We start from the raw sequence: 19,969 nt of genomic DNA, 5'->3' as shown, positions 1-19,969 counted from the left end.
GGGCGGCGGCGGTGGCGTGTTCGGGGTCGTGCAGCATGGCCGGGTCGTAGGCGAGGGTGGTGCACCGTTTGATCAGCACGGCGGCGCTGAGCGTGGTCAGCTGGGCTCGCAGACGTTCGGGGGCGGCGGTGACCAGGCCGCGCATCTGGTTGATCGCGGCGGTGCGGGCCTTGACCGCACCCTGGCGGGCGACCCGTAGAGCGCGGATGGCTTCGACGGGTCCGTTGCGGGTCTTCGGGGTGCCCATGGCGGTGCCAGCGAAGGTGGCCCGAGCGGCAGCGATGGCGTCGATCGGGTCGGACTTGCCCTTGGTCCGGCGGGTCCGGCGGTCAGGCCGGTCCACCTCGACGAGGGTGATCTTCTCGGCGGCCAGGTGACGGGCCAGGCCAGCGCCGTAGCTGCCCGTGCCCTCGATGCCGACGGCGATGGGACGGCCGAAGGAGCGCATCCAGGCCAGCAGTTTCGCGTAGCCGTCGGTGGTCGCGGGGAACTCGGCGTCGGCCAACAGTCCGCCGGTGCTGTCGATGACGGCGGCGTGATGGGTGTCGCGGTGGGTGTCGACACCACCGATCACAGGTCGCTTCTTGGCTGCCATGCTGGTGAGGTCCGCCCTTCTCGTCTACGTCGAGATGTGTGGACACGTCACCGGTCAGGCAGAGGGACAACACAGTGGTGGGCGCCTCTCGCACAGGCTCCTATCAGGTCACGACGCCTGGCCGGTGACATGCGGCTCGTGAGGCCACCGGGCCGGCCGACGGATCGGGATGAGGACAGCAACCGTCGGTCTGCCGGTGAGTCAGACCGGCCCGGCGACCCACCCCACCATCCTCACTGTCTGCCGCCGACCCACACATCGTGGAGCGGGCCAGGGCCAGGGTGACAAGGTGGAGCGCCCTACCGGACGAGTCTCAATGGTTGTTGTCAAGGGTGGGGCTGTTGGCCTTGACCCGGCCGGGGTTCTCGGGCAGCCCTGTGGGTGCCCGGCCGAGGAGAGCCCGGCTGGTGGTCTCCGAGGGAGGGTCGGGGTGCGGGGCAGCGCCCCGCCGGCCAGGTCCGGCAGGTCGGACGCTTCATCGGTGAGTTAGACGGGCGCTGGTGGCGGTGGTTGGAGTTGGAAGCAGCGATTGTCGCGAAGCAGCGCCCACAGCACGTCGACGCGGCGACGGGCGAGGGCGATCAACGCCTGCTGGTGCTTGCGCCCCTCAGCGCGTTTGCGCTGGTAGTAGTCCCGGTTCGGGCCGTTCATCCGCAGCGTGCTCAGCGAGGACATGTAGAACACGTGGCGCAGCCGCCGGTTGTAACGCTGCGGCCGGCGTAGGTTGGCGACCCGCTTGCCAGAGTCACGGGCCACCGGCGCCAGGCCCGCGTAGGCGGCCAGATGATCAGGGCTGGCGAAGGTCGACAGGTCCCCGACCGCGACGATGAACTCCGCCGCCGCCAACGCCCCCATGCCGGGCAGGCTGCGAATGATGCCGGCCTGCGGGTGAGTGCCAAACGCCTGCTCAATGGCCTTGTCGGTGTTCTTCATGCGCTGATGCAGTCGCAGCAGATGACTGGCCAGCTCACCGGCGAGCGCAGCAGCGGTGTCCTGTCCCGGCAGGGTGAGATCCTGCTCAGCAGCGGCTGCCAACGCCTGATCGGCGACCCTGACGGCATTCACCGCCCGATGCCGGCGCAGATGCGCAACGAGCTGCTCGCGACCAGCGACGCGGATCTGCTCGGGCGTCTGATAGGCGCTGATCAGAATCAGCGTCGCGACGTTGGTGAAGGTCAACGCGCGTTCCAACACCGCCGGCGAACCACATCGAGCCTTCTACGGCAACCAATTTGGCCTCACCGTGCCGCTGTTCGCTCACTACGGAGTAGAACTGTGGGTGCCCGAAATCGGCGGCCCCATCGACCCTGACAATGAAGCCCACGAACTGGTCATGTCCGTCTTCGGCGGGATGAGCAAGGGCGAACGCAACCGGATCAAGCTGCGGGTTCGCACCGCGATGGCCGCTCAGACCCTTCTCGAAGGCCGCTACCTGGGCGGACGGCCACCCTACGGCTACACACTCCGCGATCTCGGCCCGCACCCCAACCCGGCCAAGGCAGCCGATGGTAAGCGGCTCCGCGGTCTTTTCCCTGACGCCGAGACCGCCCCAATCGTCCGGCGGATCTTCGAGGAGTTCCTCGCCGGCTATGGAATCTTCGCTATCGCCGAAGGACTTACCGGCAACCACGTTCCCTGTCCCTCGGCCCACGATCGCGCCCGCAACCCGCACCGCAGCGGCGTGGCCTGGTCCAAGAGCGCCGTCGGCGTCATCCTCACCAACCCCCGCTACACCGGCCGCCAGGTCTGGAACAAACAACGCACCGACGAGATCCTCCTGGACGTCAACGACGTGGCATTGGGACACACCGGTGTCATGCGGTGGAACCCACGGGACAAATGGGTGGTCTCCAAGGAGATCACCCACCCGCCACTCATCGACGACGCGATATTCGAGCAGGCCCAAGCTTTGCTCAGCCGACGCGGTCGAGGCTCCGGTGCCCAGCAGCGCCGTCGTCGTACTCGCAACCCGTACATCTTCCGCGGACTCATCTACTGCGCCGCGTGCCAACGCCGAATGCAGGGCCAGTACAACCACGGCGACGCCTACTACCGCTGCCGCTTTCCCCAGGAATACGCCCTCGCGAACAAGGTGGAACACCCCCGCAACGTCTACCTACGAGAGGACGCCCTCACCGACCCACTCGACGCCTGGCTCGCCACGGCATTCAGCCCCGAGCGCCTCCAACAAACAATCACCGCGATGACCGACGCCCAGCTGGCAGATCAACCCTCGCCGCTCGCAGCCGCAGCTCACGCCACCATCACCGCCTGCGACATGAAGCTCGGGCAATACCGGGCAGCCCTCGACGCCGGGGCGGACCCCACAGTAGTCGCCAGCTGGATAGCCCAAACGCAGGCCGAACGAGCACGGGCCGAAGCCGATCTTCAAACGACACAGCCACCAGAACGACGCCGGATGAGTCAAACCGAGATCGCGAATCTCGTGCAAGCACTCGGCGACATCATCACCGTGCTCCACGACGCCGACCCAGCCGACAAAGCCGAGGTCTACCGACGGCTCGGCTTGCGGCTGACCTACCACGCCGCAACGCAGACGGTGCACGCCGAAGCTGATCTCAGCGCGCACCGTGGGGTAGTGGTTCGTGTCCAAGGGGGGACTTGAACCCCCGCGGTCCGCACCGGTGCGCAACAACCCGTACCTGTGTTCAGACCACTATGAACACCCCATCTACCGACTGACGTCGCTGCGAGCGCCTGCCGAGCAGGGGCGGGGGTGGTGGCGATGAGCGCCTCGTCCGTGCCGCCCGTGGTTCCCAGGGTGATCCCCGGGAACGCCGGCACCGGCCCAGGGCCACTGGGTAGAGCCAGACGGCCGCTTCCCTTGCCGGCCTTGAGTTCCGAGTACGCCCGAACAGCGGACACCGCCTACGCGTTGAGCGCGGTGGACAAGAGCGGCCGGATCGCTGACCGCAGCATCGTCCGAGCGCTCGGTTGGGCACCGGAGACCCGCCTGGACATTCGCGAGCAGTCCGGAGTCATCCTGGCCTGCGCGACCGCCGATGGTGTCCACCGCATCGGCAACCGCGGCTACATGCTCCTGCCGTTGACGGTGCGACGCTGGTGCCGGCTCAAGGCCGGAGATCGCGTTCTGCTGGTCGCCCACCTTTCCGCAGATGTACTGGCGGCGCATCCCCTCACGGTGCTCGACCGGCTGCTGGCTGGCACGCACTCGGCTGTGAAGAGGGGTGAGACGGCGTGAGCCAGACCGCCGCTGGGCGGCCGGAGTTGGAGGCCGCCCGCTTGTTGCTGGAGCGAATGGGCATCTCCCCCGCCGATCTATTGGAGGTACAGCCGGCCCATCCATCGACTCCGACATTTGCCGAATACGTGCCGGTCGTCGCCGCAGCCGTGTCGCCCGGCACCCGCCGGGCATATGGCTCCTACTGGAAACGGGTGGTGCAAGCATGGGGTGATCGACGTATCGATGAGCCCCTTCCCTCCGAGATTGAGCAGTTGCGCGCCGAGGTGCAGACCAACGTGGTGGCGCGACGCAACAACCGGGGTGGACGATCCGCCGCAGAACATCTGGTGTCCGCGCTGCGCTGCCTGTACCGGCGGGCCGTAGCGGATGGGTACCTTGACGCGGCTGACAACCCGGCGTTGAAGGTGGACAAGCCGCGCAGGATGCCCAGCACGCGACGGGCGATCGGCGACGCCCGCTTGGCGGAGATCAACAAGGTGGCGGCCAGCACTGGCGACGATCCAGCTCTGGACAGCTTGCTGATCCGGTTGCACACCGAGACGGCCTGTCGTCGCGGCGGGGCACTGGCCCTGCGCCCACGGGATCTGGACTCCGACCAATGTCTGATCTTCCTGCGAGAGAAGGGCGGCACATCTCGCTGGCAGCCGATCTCCCCAACGCTGATGCGGCACCTGCTGGCGCATCACGCCGAGAGGGGTGATGGCGACCGGAACAGCAAGCTGCTGCGCTACCGCGACGGTAGGCCGCTGACCTATCGGCGCTACGACCACCTGTGGTCGCGGATCGGACAGCATCTGCGTTGGGTGCACACCCAGCAGATCAGCACCCATTGGCTACGGCACACGACCCTGACCTGGGTAGAACGGACCCATGGTCACGCCGTGGCCCGCGCTTACGCCGGACACACGGAAGGCGGCGGGAACGGCTCTACGGCCACATACGTACGGGCAACACTGCAGGAGGTCGCGATTGCCTTGGCCGGTCTGACTGGTGAGGAGCATCCGCTCGGCACGGAAGCCTAGAGAACAACGACCGGGTGGCCTCCCTCGACAGCGTCGAGGGAGGCCACCGTTCCTCGTTGAGGTGCCCGCACCGGTTATGGGTTACGAGCCCTCCGGTCGGTTACGTCGTTCTGGGTAGATTTGATTCTGGGATGATGCTCCTGCAGCTGACGTCGCGGGTGTGCTGGGTTTCTCGTTGTTTCTTGGTTCGGGGGCTGGTTCGGGTCTGGCCGTTGCGATGTCTGGGGCGGCGGTGATCGTGGCTTGCAAGTCGGCGGGGTCACCGTGGTGTTCGCCACGGCCTCCGCTTAGGACGCTGTCAGCGATGACGTAGGAGGGTCGTGGCAGACGATTGGCTGGGCCCGAGAACCATCTTGACGGGATGCGGCGCGGCGATCAGCCCTCGGGTTATCGCGGGTTCCCAGCGGTCCGCGAATCCTGCGGCCAAGATGCTGGACACCGACTGGTTCGGGTCGCCCAGGTGATGGGCATTGTGGCACTATTGGCTTCCCTCCGCCGCCGTACCCCAGGTGATTCGTGTCAGATCGGTTCGCGTTGCTGATCGGCGTACCTCGCTGCGACGACGCCGAGATGTTCAGCCCCATCCCCGAAGAGGTAGTAAGGGCCGACATCACCCGAATGCGCGACGCGCTGGCGGGGTCCGGCTACCAGATCACCGTGCTCGGCGTCGCGCCGGACGGCCCCGTAGTAGAGGGCGAGCAGCGGATTCCCGGTGAAGTGACGCGAACCCGTTGCCTCACAACCCTCGACAGGCTGTGTCGACAGGTCCCAGCCGAGGGAACCCTGCTGCTCTACTTCAGCGGACATGGCGTCCGCCTCGAAGGTCGCGACTACCTGGTGCCGGAGGACTTTCGCTCCACCGGCGACAGCAGAGCCGACGAGGAGGCGTTGGTCTCGCTCGATCTGTCCGCTCAGGTCGGCATCTGCCTGGCCGGCATCGGTGTTGCCTTCGTCGACGCCTGCCGCGACAACCCCGACCACTCCTTCGACATCTCCCAGATGCAGGGCCTCCCCCAGTTGCCCGACGGCGCCTTCGCGCTGGTCGCCGGCTGTGACCGGGGAGAGGTCTGCCGGTACGATGCTCGCGGCAGCCTGTTCACCCGGGCGTTGGCCGACGCACTGGGTATTCGTCACCCCGCCCGTACAGTGTCCGAGGTTGTCGCTGCGACCAGAACCGCCCTCAGCGGCAGTGAGCAGACGCCGACGGCCCGGGCCACCAGCGGATTGACCGATGCGCGGTTCAGCGAGCCGATCTGCGACGGGTTGCGAATCTTCGACGAATGGCGGGCTGGCGCAACGGAGACCGAATTGTGGCAGCTCGTGGAGAAGGCCGGCTCCACCAAACGCGAACCGATCAGCGCCGTCATCCGCGACCTCGTAGAGGGTTACGCGAGCACCGTCATAGGGGTGCCGGCACGACAGCGGCACACCGCCCGGCCGCAAGACCCTTGGATAGACGACGCCTATCCGCAACGGGTGTTGTCCGTCCTGCACTCATTGCTCCGGCCGGAGACCGGGGACACGCGCGACCTCCGGCCCGAGGACTGGGTCGCTCATGTCACGCTGCCCCCGGCCGAGGTGGCCGTCCTCGTCATCGCTCCCTACCTGCGGGAGGCCGTTCTCGCGCTCGGCATGTTCGACCTGCACCGGCTGAACCCGCGCAACGTCAGACCGACGTTCCGGGCCGGACTCCGCTTCGATCTCGAAGTCGTCTATGCCGCCTATGACCAGCTCTGCCGTCGGGTGATCCAGCTCGACGAGGCCAGCGCCGAGCAGGATGCCATCGTGACCTGGATGGCCTACCAATGGCTGCTTGGCCGGGAGGACTTGTGGTGCCACGACACCGTACGGGAGTGGGCCACGACCGCTGCGAGTAAGCTGCTCAGCGCCCTCGACGAGACGCCCAGCGCAGGCGCGGTCGCCGAGTACGCCGACCTCCTGCTCAGCGTCGCGCACGCGGTCGGTAGCGTCGAGTCCGTCGAACCGTTCGAGAATTCGCCGGACCACCGCAACTCCCGGGTGCTGGCCCGACTGTCCAGCCTCGCCGGTGTCCTGGCCGCCGACCCGCGACGACTGCCGCAGGTGGTGCCTGACCACATCGGGATCCGTGATCCGGTGACCCTGGCCGACCTGCGGGAGATTCTGGCCACCGCTCAGTGGCGTCGCACGCCGACCTCTATGGACCTAGAGGCGGTGTGCCAGCACCCGGCCATCCACGTCGCGCTGAATGATCTCGCCGCCCGGGCCGAAGAGATTCGGCGACTGATCGTCGGCACCGCCAACCGGTACGAACAGCCCTACCTGGCCCGGCTCCCCCCGGCGTTCACCGCGGACGCGGTGCGCGCACGCAGAATCGCCGGCCAGGGTGCCCTCTACCATCTCCCGCTGCTGCGCTTCAGTCTCGCCGCCGACAAGGTGCAGGGCATGCTGATGGGCTCCCAGCTCTACGGCGACCGCGCGGTGGCGATCCGGGAGCTGTACCAGAACGCGCTCGACGCCTGCCGGTACCGCGAGATGCGGCTCCGGGCCCACTACCACGACGCACAACAGGAAGTTGATGGTTGGACGCCCAGGATAATTTTCCGGCAAGGCGTCGAGCCCACCGGCCAGCCGTACCTCGAGTGCCAGGACAACGGCGTCGGCATGACCGAGTACGTCATCACCCGGGTGTTCGCCGAGGCCGGGACCCGCTTCGTGCAGACCGAACGGTTCCGGCGGGAGCAGGCCCGCTGGCAGCAGGTCGACGCGGCGCTGCGGTTGCACGCGAACAGCCAGTTCGGCATCGGTGTGTTCAGCTACTTCATGCTGGCCTCCGAAATCTCGATCACCACCGTCCCGACCTTGGAGACCGGATTCACCGGACCGGAGGCACTCCAGATCAGCATCGCCGGAAACGGCAACCTGTTCCGGGTTCGTCGGACACCCGACGTACCCGGTGGCATCCGCAACGGCGGCACGATCATCCGGCTTCACCTCTCCTTCGACGACGGCGTATCCTGCGCGCAGGCCCTGCGGGAGCATCTCCACCTGCCCGAATACCGGGTAGACGTCGAGGCGCATGGCGAGGTGGTCGACACCTGGCACCCTGGCGAGCTACGGATGAACGGGCCGATCGGCTCATACGTCCAGGCCAGCGCGCATGTCTGGTGGATAGCCGACGAGGGGCGTTACCTGACCGACGGCATCCAGGTGCTGCCCCCTCGGCCGCGATCGACACTGACGGGCCGGCCGACCACGGACAACCCGTTCGGCTTCGTACTGAACATGACCGGTCGGCACCGGCCCCGGATCAGCGTCGACCGGCGTGAAATCCTGGAGTGGGACGCCCGCTGGGTGTCCGCGCAGCTCCGCGCGGCGATACCTGCGCTGCGGGACTGGTCCGGGCTCAGCTTGCAGTGGTTGTGGCGGTTGGCAACGGCCGACCGGGAACTCGCCGGCTGGGTGTTCGACGAACTCGGCGACTTGGAGTTGCCGGTGCGGCCGGTACGGTCGAGTATCACGGTGAACCTCGGCCTCGTCGGTTGTCTGCCGGAGGACGCCCACCTCCAGCCGGATCGGGACCGGTGGCCACACCTGCCCGGCGCTGGCCTGCCCCGGTGGATCCACGCTTGGCGTACCAAGCTGTGGCGGGGCGTCGAAGGCACCAACGACGGCACCAGGGAGCCGACGTACCTGCCACCGGACCGGTTGGATGGCTACCCTGTGATCCACCCCAATCACCTGGATATCCTGCACCGGCCGGTGATGGACGCCTACACCTTCCGCCGCCGACGGGACACCCGCGGGCTATCCAATGAGGAGTTTATGCGGCTGCTGCGGCCGTACGTGATCGCTGGCCTCGACCTGCGGCCGCTGCGGGCCGCGCCGGAACACGCGGCGCTGATGGCGATGCTTCCACCGGAGCTGAAAACAGATGAGAACGTCCCGGTGCCACTCGGGCTGCGCCTCGTTGGCGCGGCCTGGCTCTCCGGTCGGTCCATCGGGGAAGCCTGGCGTGCGTTGACCAGTTCCGCCGGGACAGAGCTGGCGTCGTCCAGGCTGAGCGAGTCGGAGATCAAGCCCGTCGACGGATACGTCCCGGACAATATCGATCGGCGGCTGGTGCACCGGGACTTCCGCGACGAGTACTACGACACTCGGTGGCTGAGTGGGCTGTCCGTACGGCACCTACAGGCTGCTGGCGAGGTGCTCGGAATAGGTACCCCCGATCTCGTGGAACGGGTCGACCGGCTGCGGGCGCTCGGCATCTGGAGCCCGATCCGACCCGGATGGAACGGTACGGTGCGCCTGCAGGGGGACGACCCGGTACAGGCATGGCTACTCGCCTTGGAACGCCCGGTGAAGGCGATGGACCTGCTGATCCTGGCCATCCAGTCCGGCGAGTCGGTGCGCCGGGTGGCGGATCGGGTCAACGCCGCTTCGGCCGCCAGCGACCTGACTGTCACATTGCCCGAGCTGTCCGGAGTCGCAGACATCATCCCAGGCCCCGACGAGTGGGAGCTGCTGTCCGCCAGCGAGGTGTGGGACGCCGGCGCTCCCCTGGTGCACCGGCTCGGCCGGATCGTCAGCGCGGTCGCGGCCGTGGGGATGGCGCGCGGCACCGGGGAACGACTTGATGCCGCGCTGGCCAAGTTGGTGCCGTTCTGGGAGCTGCAGGGCGAGGTGACACCTCCCATGCTGGTGGCGATCGCCGGGGCCGCGCGGATCACCCTCGGCGAGATACGCGACCAACTGCTCAGGTACTTCGCGCCCCATCTCGACCTCAGCGCGATCGCGGCCGAACTCCCGGCCACTCTGCGACGCCGCAATGTGCGCTTCGAGCGAGTTTGGATGCTGTTGACGGAGACCGAAACTCGGCCCCGGTGGCAGTCACCGGCGCCGCTGCACTTAGTCTGGCACGCCCACGTCAGCGGGAAGTCCGTCGGCGAGGTGCTCTCCGAGATGAGTCCGTACCAGGAACTGGGTGCAATCCTGCCGGAGTGGGCGCCGGGCGACGACCGGACCGTGCCGGACGGGTACGACGTGCTCATGCTCACCGACGAACTGCCGCCCGACGAGGGCCGAGGCTTCTCCAGCCAGAAGCCGCCCCGCCGTCCGCTGGTCGACCACACGGTCACGCCCCTGCACCTGCTGCGACTGGCCGCCCGTTACGGCTGGGAGCCGGGCGTCGCGTACGACCGGCTGGCCCGGTTCCGCCCCCTCGGCCTACGTATCGACTTCGACCGCGACGACTGCCCGGACGGGATCGTGGCCTGGCAGGACCTGATAGTCCTCACCGAGGAACTGGACGGCTGGGCCCCGCCGCTGCACGGCGACGTCACCGCCGACCAGATAGCGCTGGCCGCGTCCGCCGTGGCAGAACCGGTGGCCGTCACCCACGCCCGCCTGCAGCGATATGCCACCCTTTTCGGACTACAGATCCCGGATCCGCCTGAGGAGTCGAACGATGGCAGGTGACCACAGGGCGGTCAGGTTCCGGGAACGGGAGTTCGAGTTCTCCGGCACTGCCCAGGTGAATTCCAGCGAGGCGGATGTGCTCGTCGTCACCCTCGTCTGCCCGGCCTGCAACGGTGAGACGACGAAAGAGATTTGGCACGGGCCGGTGTTCGGCGGCAAGGGCTGGCTCCCCCGACGGCCACCCACCCCGCCGGACGGACCGCAGGTTTTCATCTGTGCATGCGGCTACCCGCATGCCGGCCGTCCGCCGGAGTCACCGGAAACAGGCTGCGGCGCGTACTGGGCAGCGGCGCTCCGGTGAACATCGAGGACAAGCGCTGGGAGCAGCTGGCCGAACAGCAGAAGTTCGGCCAGCTCGACGGTGCCCGCCGGCAGGCGGAGGGCTGGCGTACCGGGCTGACCGGGCTGACCGCGCTGCTGGCGGTGGCCACCATCATCAAGGGGCCGGACAACGTCGCGGACCTCACCCCCGACACCCGACTCGTCGTCCTCGGCGCACTCGGCGTGGGCTTCGCCGCGCTGGTCGCCGGCTCGCTGATCGCCGTACGGGCGGCCAGCGGGACACCGGGCGAGGACACCTGGCTGACCGGGAAGGCGCTCCGGACCTGGACCCGCAACGAGGTCCGCGCCATCCGAAGGGCCATCCGGGTCGCCGCCACCCTGCTGGTGATCGGGCTCGCGGCGATCGCCTTCTCGATCGGCCTGACCTGGTTGGCCGGCCCGGCCGTCAACAAACCGGGGTTCAAGGTGGTCACCACGGACACCCAGGTCTGCGGCGAACTGCTGGCCCTGGACCGGACCTCGGTGACCCTCGACGTCGATCCGACAAGCCGGCAACAGCGTGTCGTCGTCCGCCTGGACGGCATACTCAGCATGACGCCGCAGCGCTGCTAGCCCAGTGCCGGTTCGGCGGACCCGGGCGGGTCAGGTCCACAGGCCACTGTTTTTCGCCTCCATGTCGGAGTACTTCTCGGCAGCGTCGCTGAGTACACCGGTCAGGTCCTGCAGCACCGTACGCAGGTTCTCCGCCGCGCGCTCCCAGCGGATTCGTTGCTCCTGGAATGCGATATGGTCCGGGCCCGACCAGTCGATCCGGTCCAGTTCCGTACGCAGGGCCTCCAGTTCGCCGTCGATTCGACCCGCGATGCCCTCCAACTGGGCGCGCACGTTCTCCATCGCGGGCAGGTCGTACTTCATCATCGCCCGGCCTCCGGCGGCGGATTCAACGTCTCCACGATGCGCCGCACGGCCGTCTCCGCGCTCTCGTCGCTGACCTGCTGCTCGGTCGCACTCCGGTCGAGCATCTCGGCCATCTCGTGAAGTTCCTCGAGCAGGTGCTCGACGTCGTCGCGCCAGCGCTGCACCAGCTCCTGATATCTGCTCGCACCCGCACCACTCCAGATTTCAGCGAGTTGGTCGACCGCGTCACTGACCCGCCTCAGCTCACCGCCGAGTTCGTCATGGGTGGCCCGGACCCGGACAGCGGCGAACCGCAGCGTCGCATAGTCAGCGTTATAAGTGGCCATCGCATTCCTCATCGGCTCGGATGGCCAAGGTTACCGGGGTCGGGCACAGCACCGACGGTCACGGCTCGTTCCACACCGTCTGGATCAGCTGTACGCCGGCGGCCCGAGTCACCAGCCGGCCCCGACCGGGCGGCTGTGGAGTTGGGCGTACGTTGCCCAGCAGCGCCCCTTCCTCCCGCTGCCCGGCCAGTAGCAGGCCCGGTGTGTCGAGTTCGCGCAGGCTCTGCAGGACCGGGTCGTAAAGCGCTCGCGCTGCGCCACCGGAGCGACGGGCCACGATCAGGTGCAAGCCGACATCCCTTGCCTGGGGCAGGAGGTCCCGCATCTCGACGACCGGATTGGACCCACCACCAGCGACCAAATCGTAGTCGTCGATCAGCAGGTACAGGTCCGGGCCGAGCCACCAACTACGGTTCCGTAGCTGCTCAGCGGTGACTTCCGGGGCGGGAATGCGGTGCACCATCGCCGACCGCAGGCTGCCGATCGACTCAGTCAGGCTCTTGACGTTGGTTGCGTACTCAAGGAGGTGCGGGCCCTCGACGGCACCGAGCAGGCCGCGCCGATAGTCCACGAGTACCAGGCGGGCCTGTTCCGGGCTGTACCGCTCCACGATGCTTCGTGCGATGTGCCGCAGCAGGTTGGTCTTGCCAGACTGGGCGTCGCCGAACACCATGAAGTGCGGGTGGCCTACCAGGTCGAGGTAGACCGGCGCCAGGCGGTCACCTTCGATGCCGATGGCCAGCCCGCGGGCCGGATCGGCCATTGCTGCCAACGTGTCGACCGGCAGCCGGTGCGGCAGCAGTCGTACCGGAGGAGCCGGCGGCCCGGGCCATGCCGCAGCGACCCGCTGCACCAGCTCGACACTCGCCTGGTCCGAGTCCTCGAAGCGATCCGTATCCAGATGTGGCACAGCAGCCAGGAAGTGCAACTTCTCCGGGGTCAGGCCACGGCCGGGGGTCCGCTCCGGCACCGACACCGCGGCCTTGCGATCAAGCTGCGAATCGGTTGGATCCCCCAGCCGTAGTTCCAGTCTGGTGCCGAGCAGGTCGCGTAGGGCGGGCCGGATGTCAGACCACCGGCCAGCGGTAAGGACCAGGTGGATGCCGTAGCTGAGCCCTCGGTCGGCCAGCTGGGTGATCTCGTCCTCCAGCTCCTCGAACTCCGCTCGCAGTGTGCGCCAGTCGTCGACGACGAGGAACACGTCGCCGAACGGATCGTCGGCGAACTCCCCGCGCGCGCGGCGGCGCCGGTAGTCGGCCATGTTCTGGATGCCCAGGGCGGCGAACCGCGCCTCGCGCTCCTCAAACAGGGTGCCCACCTCGGCGGCGACGCGCTGCACCTTGTCCACGTCCCGGCGGCTCGCGACCCCGGACACATGGGGTAGACCCTCGAGGGAACCGAGCCCACCCCCGCCGAAGTTCAGGCAGAAGAACTGCGCCTCGGCCGGGGTGTGGGTGAGAGCGAGTGCGCAGATCAGCGAGCGGGTCAGGGTACTCTTGCCGGACTGCGGACCACCGACGATCGCGAGGTGGCCGCTCGCACCGGCGAGATCGACGAGCAGCACGTCACGACGCTGATCGAAGGGCCGGTCCACGACGCCGACCGGCGCGACGAGGCTACCCCGCTGGGGCCAGCCGATCGGGTGCAGGCCGAATGTGGCGTTGACCGCCAACGGCGGCAGCAAGTCGGCCAGCGTGGGCGGTACAGCCAGCGGCGGCAGCCACACCTGGTGGGCCGGCACACCTCGGTCGTACAACCGGTCGATGAGGAGGTCGAGCACCGAGGTTAGTTGCTCCTCGACGTCGTCCGGCGGATCCTCGACCAGCGGAGTTCCCGGTACGGGCACCCGTCCGGCGGAGAACGGTACGACCAGTGACTCGGCCGGCCGAACGCCGGTCACCCGCCGGGTCGGGCGGTATACCCCCGAGACGTACGCGGCCTGGAACCGGATCATGGTCGAGGTGTCCACCCGCAGGTAGCCGTGGCCGGGGGTACGGGGCAGCTCGTAAGCGTCCGGGACACCGAGCACGATCCGGCTCTCCACTGCGGAGAAGGTGCGCAGCCCGATCCGGTACGACAGGTGCGTGTCCAGGCCTCGCAGCCGGCCCTCCTCCAGTCGCTGCGAGGCGAGTAGCAGGTGCACGCCGAGGGACCGGCCCACCCGGCCGATCTGGACGAACAGGTCGATGAAGTCCGGCTTGGCGGTGAGCAGCTCGGAGAACTCGTCGCAGACGATCAGCAGGCTGGGCAGCGGGGGAACCGGCGCCCCGGACCGCCGGGCCCGCTCGTACTCGTGCCGGGAGGCGTAGTTGCCTGCGGAGCGGAGCAGTTCCTGCCGGCGCACCAGCTCGCCCGCGAGCGCATCGTGGGTCCGATCCACCAGCGGCAGCTCGTCGGCGAGGTTGGTAATTACCGCGCTGGTGTGAGGCAGACGGTCAAACGAGTCGAAGGTCGCGCCGCCTTTGAAGTCGATGAGTGCGAAGTTGAGCTCCTCGGACGAATGCGTCGCGGCCAGCGCTATCACCAGAGTGCGCAGCAGTTCGCTCTTGCCGGAGCCGGTGGCACCGATCACCAGTCCGTGCGGTCCCATCCCCTCCAGCGCCGCCTCCTTGAGGTCCAGCTCGACCGGCTGGCCGTCGCGGCCCACCCCGATTGGCACCCGCAACCGCTGCCGGGCGGGGCGGTCGGCCCAGCTCCGCGCCGGGTCGAGTGCGCCTGGTCCATCAAGTCCGAGCAGTTCGAGCAGGCTCGTGTCGCCGGTCAACGGGTCGGAGCCGCCGGGCCGGAGCAGGCGGTAACGTGACAACTGGCGGGCCACTGCTGCCGCTTGCGGCACGCTCAGCCGATCGGGTCGCCCCAGCAGGGTGGTGCTCTTGCCCTGGTCGAGCCGGATCTCCTCGCCCGCCACGCGCAGGCACAGCAGCCACCGCCCCGCATCTCGCGGAACGGCACCGGAGAGGTCGAGCACCGTGGTGCCGAGCAGACCTGCTTTGGTCAGCGACTCGGCGCGGTCGGTTTCGCCTCCATCATGGATGACGAGCAGGTGCGGCTCGGTGACCAGGGGTACGGCATCGACGCTGAACCCGGGTCGGATTTGCAGCTCGTCGGCGAGTGCCGATTCCAGCTCGGCCAGACCGGGGAAGACCAGGCTGGCCACGCCGGCACCGTCACGCCGCCTGTCGTCGTGCGTGTGCGGCAGCCACTTGACCCAGTCCCAGTCCGCCAGGCGATCCGGCGCGGTCACCACCGCCACCCGGAGGTCGTCCGGGGCGTGCAGGACTGCCGCAGAGCAGAGCAGGCTGCGGGCCAGTGCCAGGGTGTCGGGCCTCTCGCCTCGGAGTACCACGCGTCCGAACGCGCGCAGCGACAGCGCTATCGGCAGGTCCGGCACGGTGCTGTAGGTCCGTACGAACCGCCGGAGCGCAATCGCGCACAACGGATCGAGGTCCTCGACCGGCTTGGTTTCGGGTGGCACCAGGGTGACCGCGAGCGGCTGCGGCCCGACGGCCAGCCGGATTTCGCCGAAGTCCTCGTCGGCGGCCCGCCGTTCCCACATTCGGCGGCTGCCGACAAAGGACCAGAGCACTTCGGGGTCCGGGTGCCGCCGACGCATCGCTACCCGCTGCTGCTCCACCGCCCGACGCGCCTGCCTCCGCACCTGGTCCAGGTAGCGCAGGTAGTCCTGTCGCTCGGCCGCCAACACAGCCTCAGGGTCGCGGTCCTGTGGGGTCATCTGCATGAAGAGCTGGCCGAGGAGGGCGAGGCCCAGTACCCCACCAGCAAGGTACGTGAGGGTCCCGCCTGCTCGACTGGCGAAAACCAGAGCCATCGCCATCATGCCGGCCAGAGTGGGAAGGAGCAGAACGAGCTGGCTGCGGCGGGCAGCCAGCTCGCCTGGCAGTTCCGGCGGGGGTTCGAGAATGATCTCGCCTCTGGGCAGCGCGGGCGCCGCTGAGCGGGGCGGGCGGACGACGACCTCCGTACTCACCCTGGGCTCCTCCCGAACGCCGCCGTTCGCCTGCCACGCGCTGCCGCTCTTGTCGGCCGGCCACGCCACGGCGCTCCGGCGCTAGATTAGCGTTGCCGTGGTATTCGCAATCATAGGTACCGGGACGCGCGGCCCGGTGACGGCGCGGACGGAGGGCCATGATGGTGGCAGAGAGTTCGGTGGACGGGCTGTGCCGACTGACCCTTGTCGCGCCGCTGCGCCGAGTCGACGTCGCGGTGCCGGCCAACCTACCCGTCGCCGAGATCGCACCGGTGCTGTTGCGCCTCGCCGGTGAGGACGACGGTGCGCCCGACCACGGTGGATGGGTGCTCTCCCATCTGGGCGGTGGCCTGTTGGACACCAGCGCCACCCCGCAGGCCCTCGGACTCCAAAACGGCGACCACGTCGTCCTCACACGTGCCTCGGACGCGGCGCCCGAGCCGGTGTTCGACGACCTCACCGACGCCGTCGCCGCCGCCGCCCAGGCAGTACCACAGTGGCAATCGGCGACCACCCGGTGGTTCGCGCTCACGACGGCGGCGCTGGCCGCACTCGCCGGCGCCGCCCTGCTGTTTATCGTCGAACCACGCACCATCGGGTACGCCACCGCCGCACTGATCGCCGTCCTGCTCTCCTCGGCCGGCACCGTGGCGGCGAGAGCCTTCGGCGACGGTACGACCGGTGCGACCCTTGCCGCCACCGCACTCCCGTACGCCTTCACCTGCGGTCTTCTGGTCACGGCCGAGCCGAGCGGGCCAGGTCCGGGTGCCTTCGGCGCTCCACAACTACTCACCGGCGCGACGGTGCTGCTGGTCATCGCCGTTGTCGGGCTGGTAGGCACGACGGCTTGGCGTCCGCTGTTCCTCGGCGCGATCGGCGCAGCGCTCGCTCTGGCCGCCGGCGCGCTGTTGGTGCTGGGGGGACTCGCCCCGCCGCAGGCAGCCGCCATCATGGTCACCCTCAGCTCGATCGCCACCCTGGTCCTTCCGTTCGTCGCGCTGCGGCTGGGCCGGCTACCCGTACCGGATCTCCCGAACCAACCAGAAGACATCCGGGCCGACCCGCCGGCGGTGAACTTCGGTGCGGTCACGGACCGGGTCGCCGCCTCGGCCGGCATCCTCGCCGGGATGCTGGGCGGCACGGCTGCGATTGTTACCGTCGGCGCGATGGTCCTCGCCTGGGACGGTTCGGCCACGGCCCTCGCGCTGGCCGGCTGCGCCGGGCTGAGCCTGCTGCTGCGGGGGCGCACCTTCGACCGGCTGATCCAACGCCTGGTGCTGCTGGTCGGCGGGGCAGTCACGCTTGTCGGCACCGGCGCGGCGGCCGCTCTGGTCGGCGTTCCAGGCAGCCGGGCGGCGCTGCTGGCGGCAATGCTGGCCGTGGTCGCAGGCGGCGCGATCCAGGCGGGCATGGCCGGCGTCGGTCGACGGTTCGGTACACCGTACTCGGGCCGCCTGCTGGACCTGCTCGACTCCCTCCTGCTGGTCGCGCTGGTGCCGCTGGCCGCCGGGGTCTGCGGCCTGTTCGGGTCCGTCGTCGACCCCGTCCTGGGTTAGGCGGTCACCGGTGCAGACCCGCGGCGCACAGTTGCGCGCTTACCAGTTCATGGTCCGGCGATTGACCAGCGCACTGCTCTACGGTCGACCAAACGCCGACAATTCGCTGCGCCGCGGGGTGGGGGCGGTCTTCGCGGGCGTGATGGTCTGCGCGCTGATGTTGGCCGGCTGGGCGACAATCGGTCTGATCGGCCTCACCGGACCGGACTGGCGCGACCCGAACGCGTTGATCGTCGACCGGGACACCGGCAGTCGTTACGTCTACCGCGAAGGGCTGCTGCATCCGGTGCTCAACTACGCCTCGGCGCGGCTGCTGTTGGGCGCGGCCAGCGAGGACGTCCGCTGGGTACGGCACAGCTCGCTGGCCAACGAGCGCTACGGCCCGCCGCTCGGCATCAGGGACGCGCCGGACGACGTACCGAGACCGGCGGCGTTGATCCGGCTCCCGTGGATGATCTGTCGAGCCAGTGATCCCGCTGGCGCGGTGGTGAGCTGGGCGGTTCTTGGTGAGGAGCCGTCCTGGGTCAACGAGCCGCTGGCCGACGGGGTCCTGGTCGTCGCCGAAGAGCAGCTTTATCTGATCTGGCAGGGGAACCGGTTGAAGGTGGTGGGCGAAAGTGGTGCTATCCGCGCCACGCTCGGCTGGGCCTCGGTGACCGCGCTGCCCCTACCCGAGGTGTTCGTCAACGCCCTGCCGGAGGGACCTGACCTGGTCGCACCGGCGATCCCCGGAATCGGTGAAAACGGAATTCCCGTCGCCGGTCAAGAAACACGGGTGGGCCAGCTCTTCGAAGTCCAGGGCATACGGGGCGAAAGGCAGTACTACGTGTTGCTCCGGGATGGTTTGGCAGCCATCGGAGGCACGGTGCTGGGTCTCCTGGAGGCGACCGGTCTGCCGGGCGCGTACGAGCCCAACGTCCGCATCGAGCCGACCGAGGTGGCCGCCGCCGAGTTGAGCCAGGTGCCGACCTCCACCGTCAACCTGCAGCCGCCCGGCATGCCCGACCAGCCACCCACCTTGGCCAGGCCCGATCCGCGCAATACGGTCCTCTGCGCCCGGTACGCCGAAGGATCAGGCGGGCAGCCGATGTGGACCACGCACCTGTCGGACGCCACTCCCGTCGGGCCGGAGTTGCGTGACAGCCGAGCTCCCGAGGGCGTAGCCACGGTTGACTGGGTGCAGATGTCTGGCGGGACGGGGGCACTCCTGCGTACGGCCGATGGCGGTGTCCTTCTGGTGAACACGCAGGGACAGCGGTTCCCGGTCGCCGATCGCGCGGCGCAGGTCGCACTCGGCCTGGGGGACGTCACGCCGCAGCTCATACCGGCAGGGCTGGCCGACGCACTGCCCCTCGGACCGACATTGAGCGTGCTCGACGCCGATCCACCCGCCTAATTAGGAACGACGAACGCGGGCGCCAGTGTCCTGGTCGGACCGACCGGACTCGACCGCTGATCCGGTATCCTGACGGCTACCCTCCGCGCGACTCGCACGCGCGCTCGGTGGCGGTACGGCAGGGAGCGAAGGGAGTCCGCCGGATGACTGATCGCCCCGGAAGCGCTCGCGTCGATCTTGCCGCCCTGCGGCGCTTCGTGGAGCGAATGGGCCGTCACCTGACGGATCTCAGCGGCCAGTTGAGCGCTCTGAACGCGCTGCAGCACCGCCAGCTTCCGTTGGGCGAAACTGCGATCGCCAAAGAACAGGCCTTGAGGCACCAGAGGGTGTGCGAGGCGTATCAGCAGGAGCTGGCGCAGCTCATGGAGGCCTATGAGAACGCCATCGAGTTGACCGAGGTACTGCTGCGCCGCTATGGCGACACCGACCAGGCCACCCGCGAGGTGATCGAATCGTCGTACGGCCGGTTGGAAGCCGCCACTCGAATGCTCGGAGACTGACCGTTGACCGATCACCCTGAAAATCGCTCGGAGCGACTTCGCGCGGCGGTCGCCAGCGGAGACCCACTCGAGGTCGAGGCGGTAGCGGCCGTCTGGTCGACGCTGACCGAGGTCACCGCGCAGCTCGCTCTGGATCTGGGTCAGGAGATGGAGGACCTTGCGGTCGATTGGACGGGCTCGGACAGCGAACGCTACCGGGCAAGCATCTTCAAGATCGAGAAGTCCTGCCGGGCCATCTCGGAGGGCGCTCACTCCGCCCGCGAGGCGCTGGATATGATGGCAAAGCGCCTTCGCGAGGTTAAGGAGGCGATCGAGCAGAACCACCACGAACCGGATTTCAGATCGCTCGCAACGGAGCTCCGGCCCGCATCAGTGCTCGGCAGGCAGCACAGCTACGTGCCCGATGACGCCACTCTGCAGGCGGCCCGGCTCAAAGCCACGCGCCTGCTGGCGGAACTGGACGATTGGCTGCAGGTGCGGGGGGCAAGCATCCAGATGCCCCGCGGATACCGCGACACGTCCGACCCTCTCTGGTACACCGACGGCGCGACCAGCGGCCGGGTGCCCCGCCAGGGCGCTGGCGCTTGGCCAGCCCAGCCCAAGCGCCAGTTGGACGCCTGGCGCGGCGACCGGCCGGCACGGCGTTACCCCGGGTTGATCAACAACGACGGTCCCGACGACGAACCATCGGACGTCTACTAAT

The 19,969-nt window shown here is 68.5% G+C and carries 15 protein-coding genes; 10 read left to right on the top strand and 5 right to left on the bottom strand.

The features are described 5' to 3' along the window. Positions 1–595: IS110 family transposase (locus Vqi01_RS21270; protein WP_204036583.1), on the bottom strand; the 595-nt coding region annotated here is incomplete at its 3' end. Positions 596–1,081: 486 nt separating this feature from the next. After that, on the bottom strand, positions 1,082–1,774 hold the full coding sequence (locus tag Vqi01_RS21265; RefSeq protein ID WP_204036582.1) for an IS110 family RNA-guided transposase: 693 nt from the start codon (positions 1,772–1,774) through the stop codon (positions 1,082–1,084). On the opposite strand from Vqi01_RS21265, the gene Vqi01_RS21260 reads away from it, so the two are divergent. From Vqi01_RS21260 to Vqi01_RS21235, 6 genes are all read left to right on the top strand, one after another. Continuing rightward, complete coding sequence (locus Vqi01_RS21260; RefSeq protein WP_239098560.1) at positions 1,764–3,221, top strand: recombinase family protein; 1,458 nt, start codon at positions 1,764–1,766, stop codon at positions 3,219–3,221. The two genes, Vqi01_RS21265 and Vqi01_RS21260, sit on opposite strands and share 11 nt — an antisense overlap. 228 nt (positions 3,222–3,449) lie before the next feature. Then, complete coding sequence (locus Vqi01_RS21255) at positions 3,450–3,818, top strand: AbrB/MazE/SpoVT family DNA-binding domain-containing protein (RefSeq protein ID WP_204036581.1); 369 nt, start codon at positions 3,450–3,452, stop codon at positions 3,816–3,818. Beyond that, positions 3,815–4,843: a site-specific integrase gene (locus Vqi01_RS21250; RefSeq protein ID WP_239098557.1), complete on the top strand. Its 1,029-nt coding sequence runs from the start codon at positions 3,815–3,817 to the stop codon at positions 4,841–4,843. The genes Vqi01_RS21255 and Vqi01_RS21250 overlap by 4 nt, the downstream gene beginning before the upstream one ends. Before the next feature lie 516 nt (positions 4,844–5,359). Beyond that, a complete protein-coding gene (locus Vqi01_RS21245) occupies positions 5,360–10,300 on the top strand; it encodes a wHTH domain-containing protein (RefSeq protein WP_204036580.1) in 4,941 nt (1,646 codons plus the stop codon). Further along, on the top strand, positions 10,290–10,601 hold the full coding sequence (locus tag Vqi01_RS21240) for a hypothetical protein (RefSeq protein WP_204036579.1): 312 nt from the start codon (positions 10,290–10,292) through the stop codon (positions 10,599–10,601). Before Vqi01_RS21245 ends, Vqi01_RS21240 begins: the two co-directional genes overlap by 11 nt. Next, positions 10,598–11,194, top strand: coding sequence for a hypothetical protein (locus Vqi01_RS21235; protein ID WP_204036578.1), 597 nt, complete (start codon positions 10,598–10,600; stop codon positions 11,192–11,194). The genes Vqi01_RS21240 and Vqi01_RS21235 overlap by 4 nt, the downstream gene beginning before the upstream one ends. A gap of 30 nt (positions 11,195–11,224) precedes the next feature. Here the strand turns inward: Vqi01_RS21235 and Vqi01_RS21230 are convergent, their stop codons facing one another. Genes Vqi01_RS21230 through eccCa form a run of 3 tightly spaced genes read right to left on the bottom strand, consistent with a single transcriptional unit; the run spans position 11,225 to position 15,814 of the window. Further along, on the bottom strand, positions 11,225–11,500 hold the full coding sequence (locus Vqi01_RS21230; protein ID WP_204036577.1) for a WXG100 family type VII secretion target: 276 nt from the start codon (positions 11,498–11,500) through the stop codon (positions 11,225–11,227). Continuing rightward, the gene (locus Vqi01_RS21225) at positions 11,497–11,826 is read right to left on the bottom strand and encodes a WXG100 family type VII secretion target (RefSeq protein WP_204036576.1); all 330 of its coding nucleotides are present in this window, start codon (positions 11,824–11,826) and stop codon (positions 11,497–11,499) included. Before Vqi01_RS21225 ends, Vqi01_RS21230 begins: the two co-directional genes overlap by 4 nt. A 58-nt stretch (positions 11,827–11,884) precedes the next feature. Beyond that, positions 11,885–15,814, bottom strand: coding sequence for a type VII secretion protein EccCa (gene eccCa / locus Vqi01_RS21220; protein ID WP_204036575.1), 3,930 nt, complete (start codon positions 15,812–15,814; stop codon positions 11,885–11,887). A 158-nt stretch (positions 15,815–15,972) separates the two neighbouring features. On the opposite strand from eccCa, the gene eccD reads away from it, so the two are divergent. The 4 genes from eccD (at position 15,973) to Vqi01_RS21200 (ending at position 19,968) form a co-directional block, all read left to right on the top strand. Next, positions 15,973–17,370, top strand: coding sequence for a type VII secretion integral membrane protein EccD (gene eccD, locus Vqi01_RS21215; protein WP_204036574.1), 1,398 nt, complete (start codon positions 15,973–15,975; stop codon positions 17,368–17,370). A 10-nt stretch (positions 17,371–17,380) separates the two neighbouring features. Then, positions 17,381–18,766 carry a type VII secretion protein EccB gene (eccB, locus tag Vqi01_RS21210; RefSeq protein WP_204036573.1) on the top strand — a complete coding sequence of 462 codons (1,386 nt, stop codon included), beginning with the start codon at positions 17,381–17,383 and terminating at the stop codon, positions 18,764–18,766. Positions 18,767–18,909: 143 nt separating this feature from the next. Further along, on the top strand, positions 18,910–19,266 hold the full coding sequence (locus Vqi01_RS21205; RefSeq protein ID WP_204036572.1) for a hypothetical protein: 357 nt from the start codon (positions 18,910–18,912) through the stop codon (positions 19,264–19,266). A gap of 3 nt (positions 19,267–19,269) precedes the next feature. Beyond that, a complete protein-coding gene (locus Vqi01_RS21200) occupies positions 19,270–19,968 on the top strand; it encodes a WXG100 family type VII secretion target (RefSeq protein ID WP_204036571.1) in 699 nt (232 codons plus the stop codon). Position 19,969: the final 1 nt, after the last annotated feature.

The organism is Micromonospora qiuiae, from assembly GCF_016863555.1.
Taxonomy (GTDB): Bacteria; Actinomycetota; Actinomycetes; order Mycobacteriales; family Micromonosporaceae; genus Micromonospora; species Micromonospora qiuiae.
The sequence above is the reverse complement of the archived record's forward strand: the minus strand, read 5'-3'. Positions and strand labels throughout refer to the sequence as shown.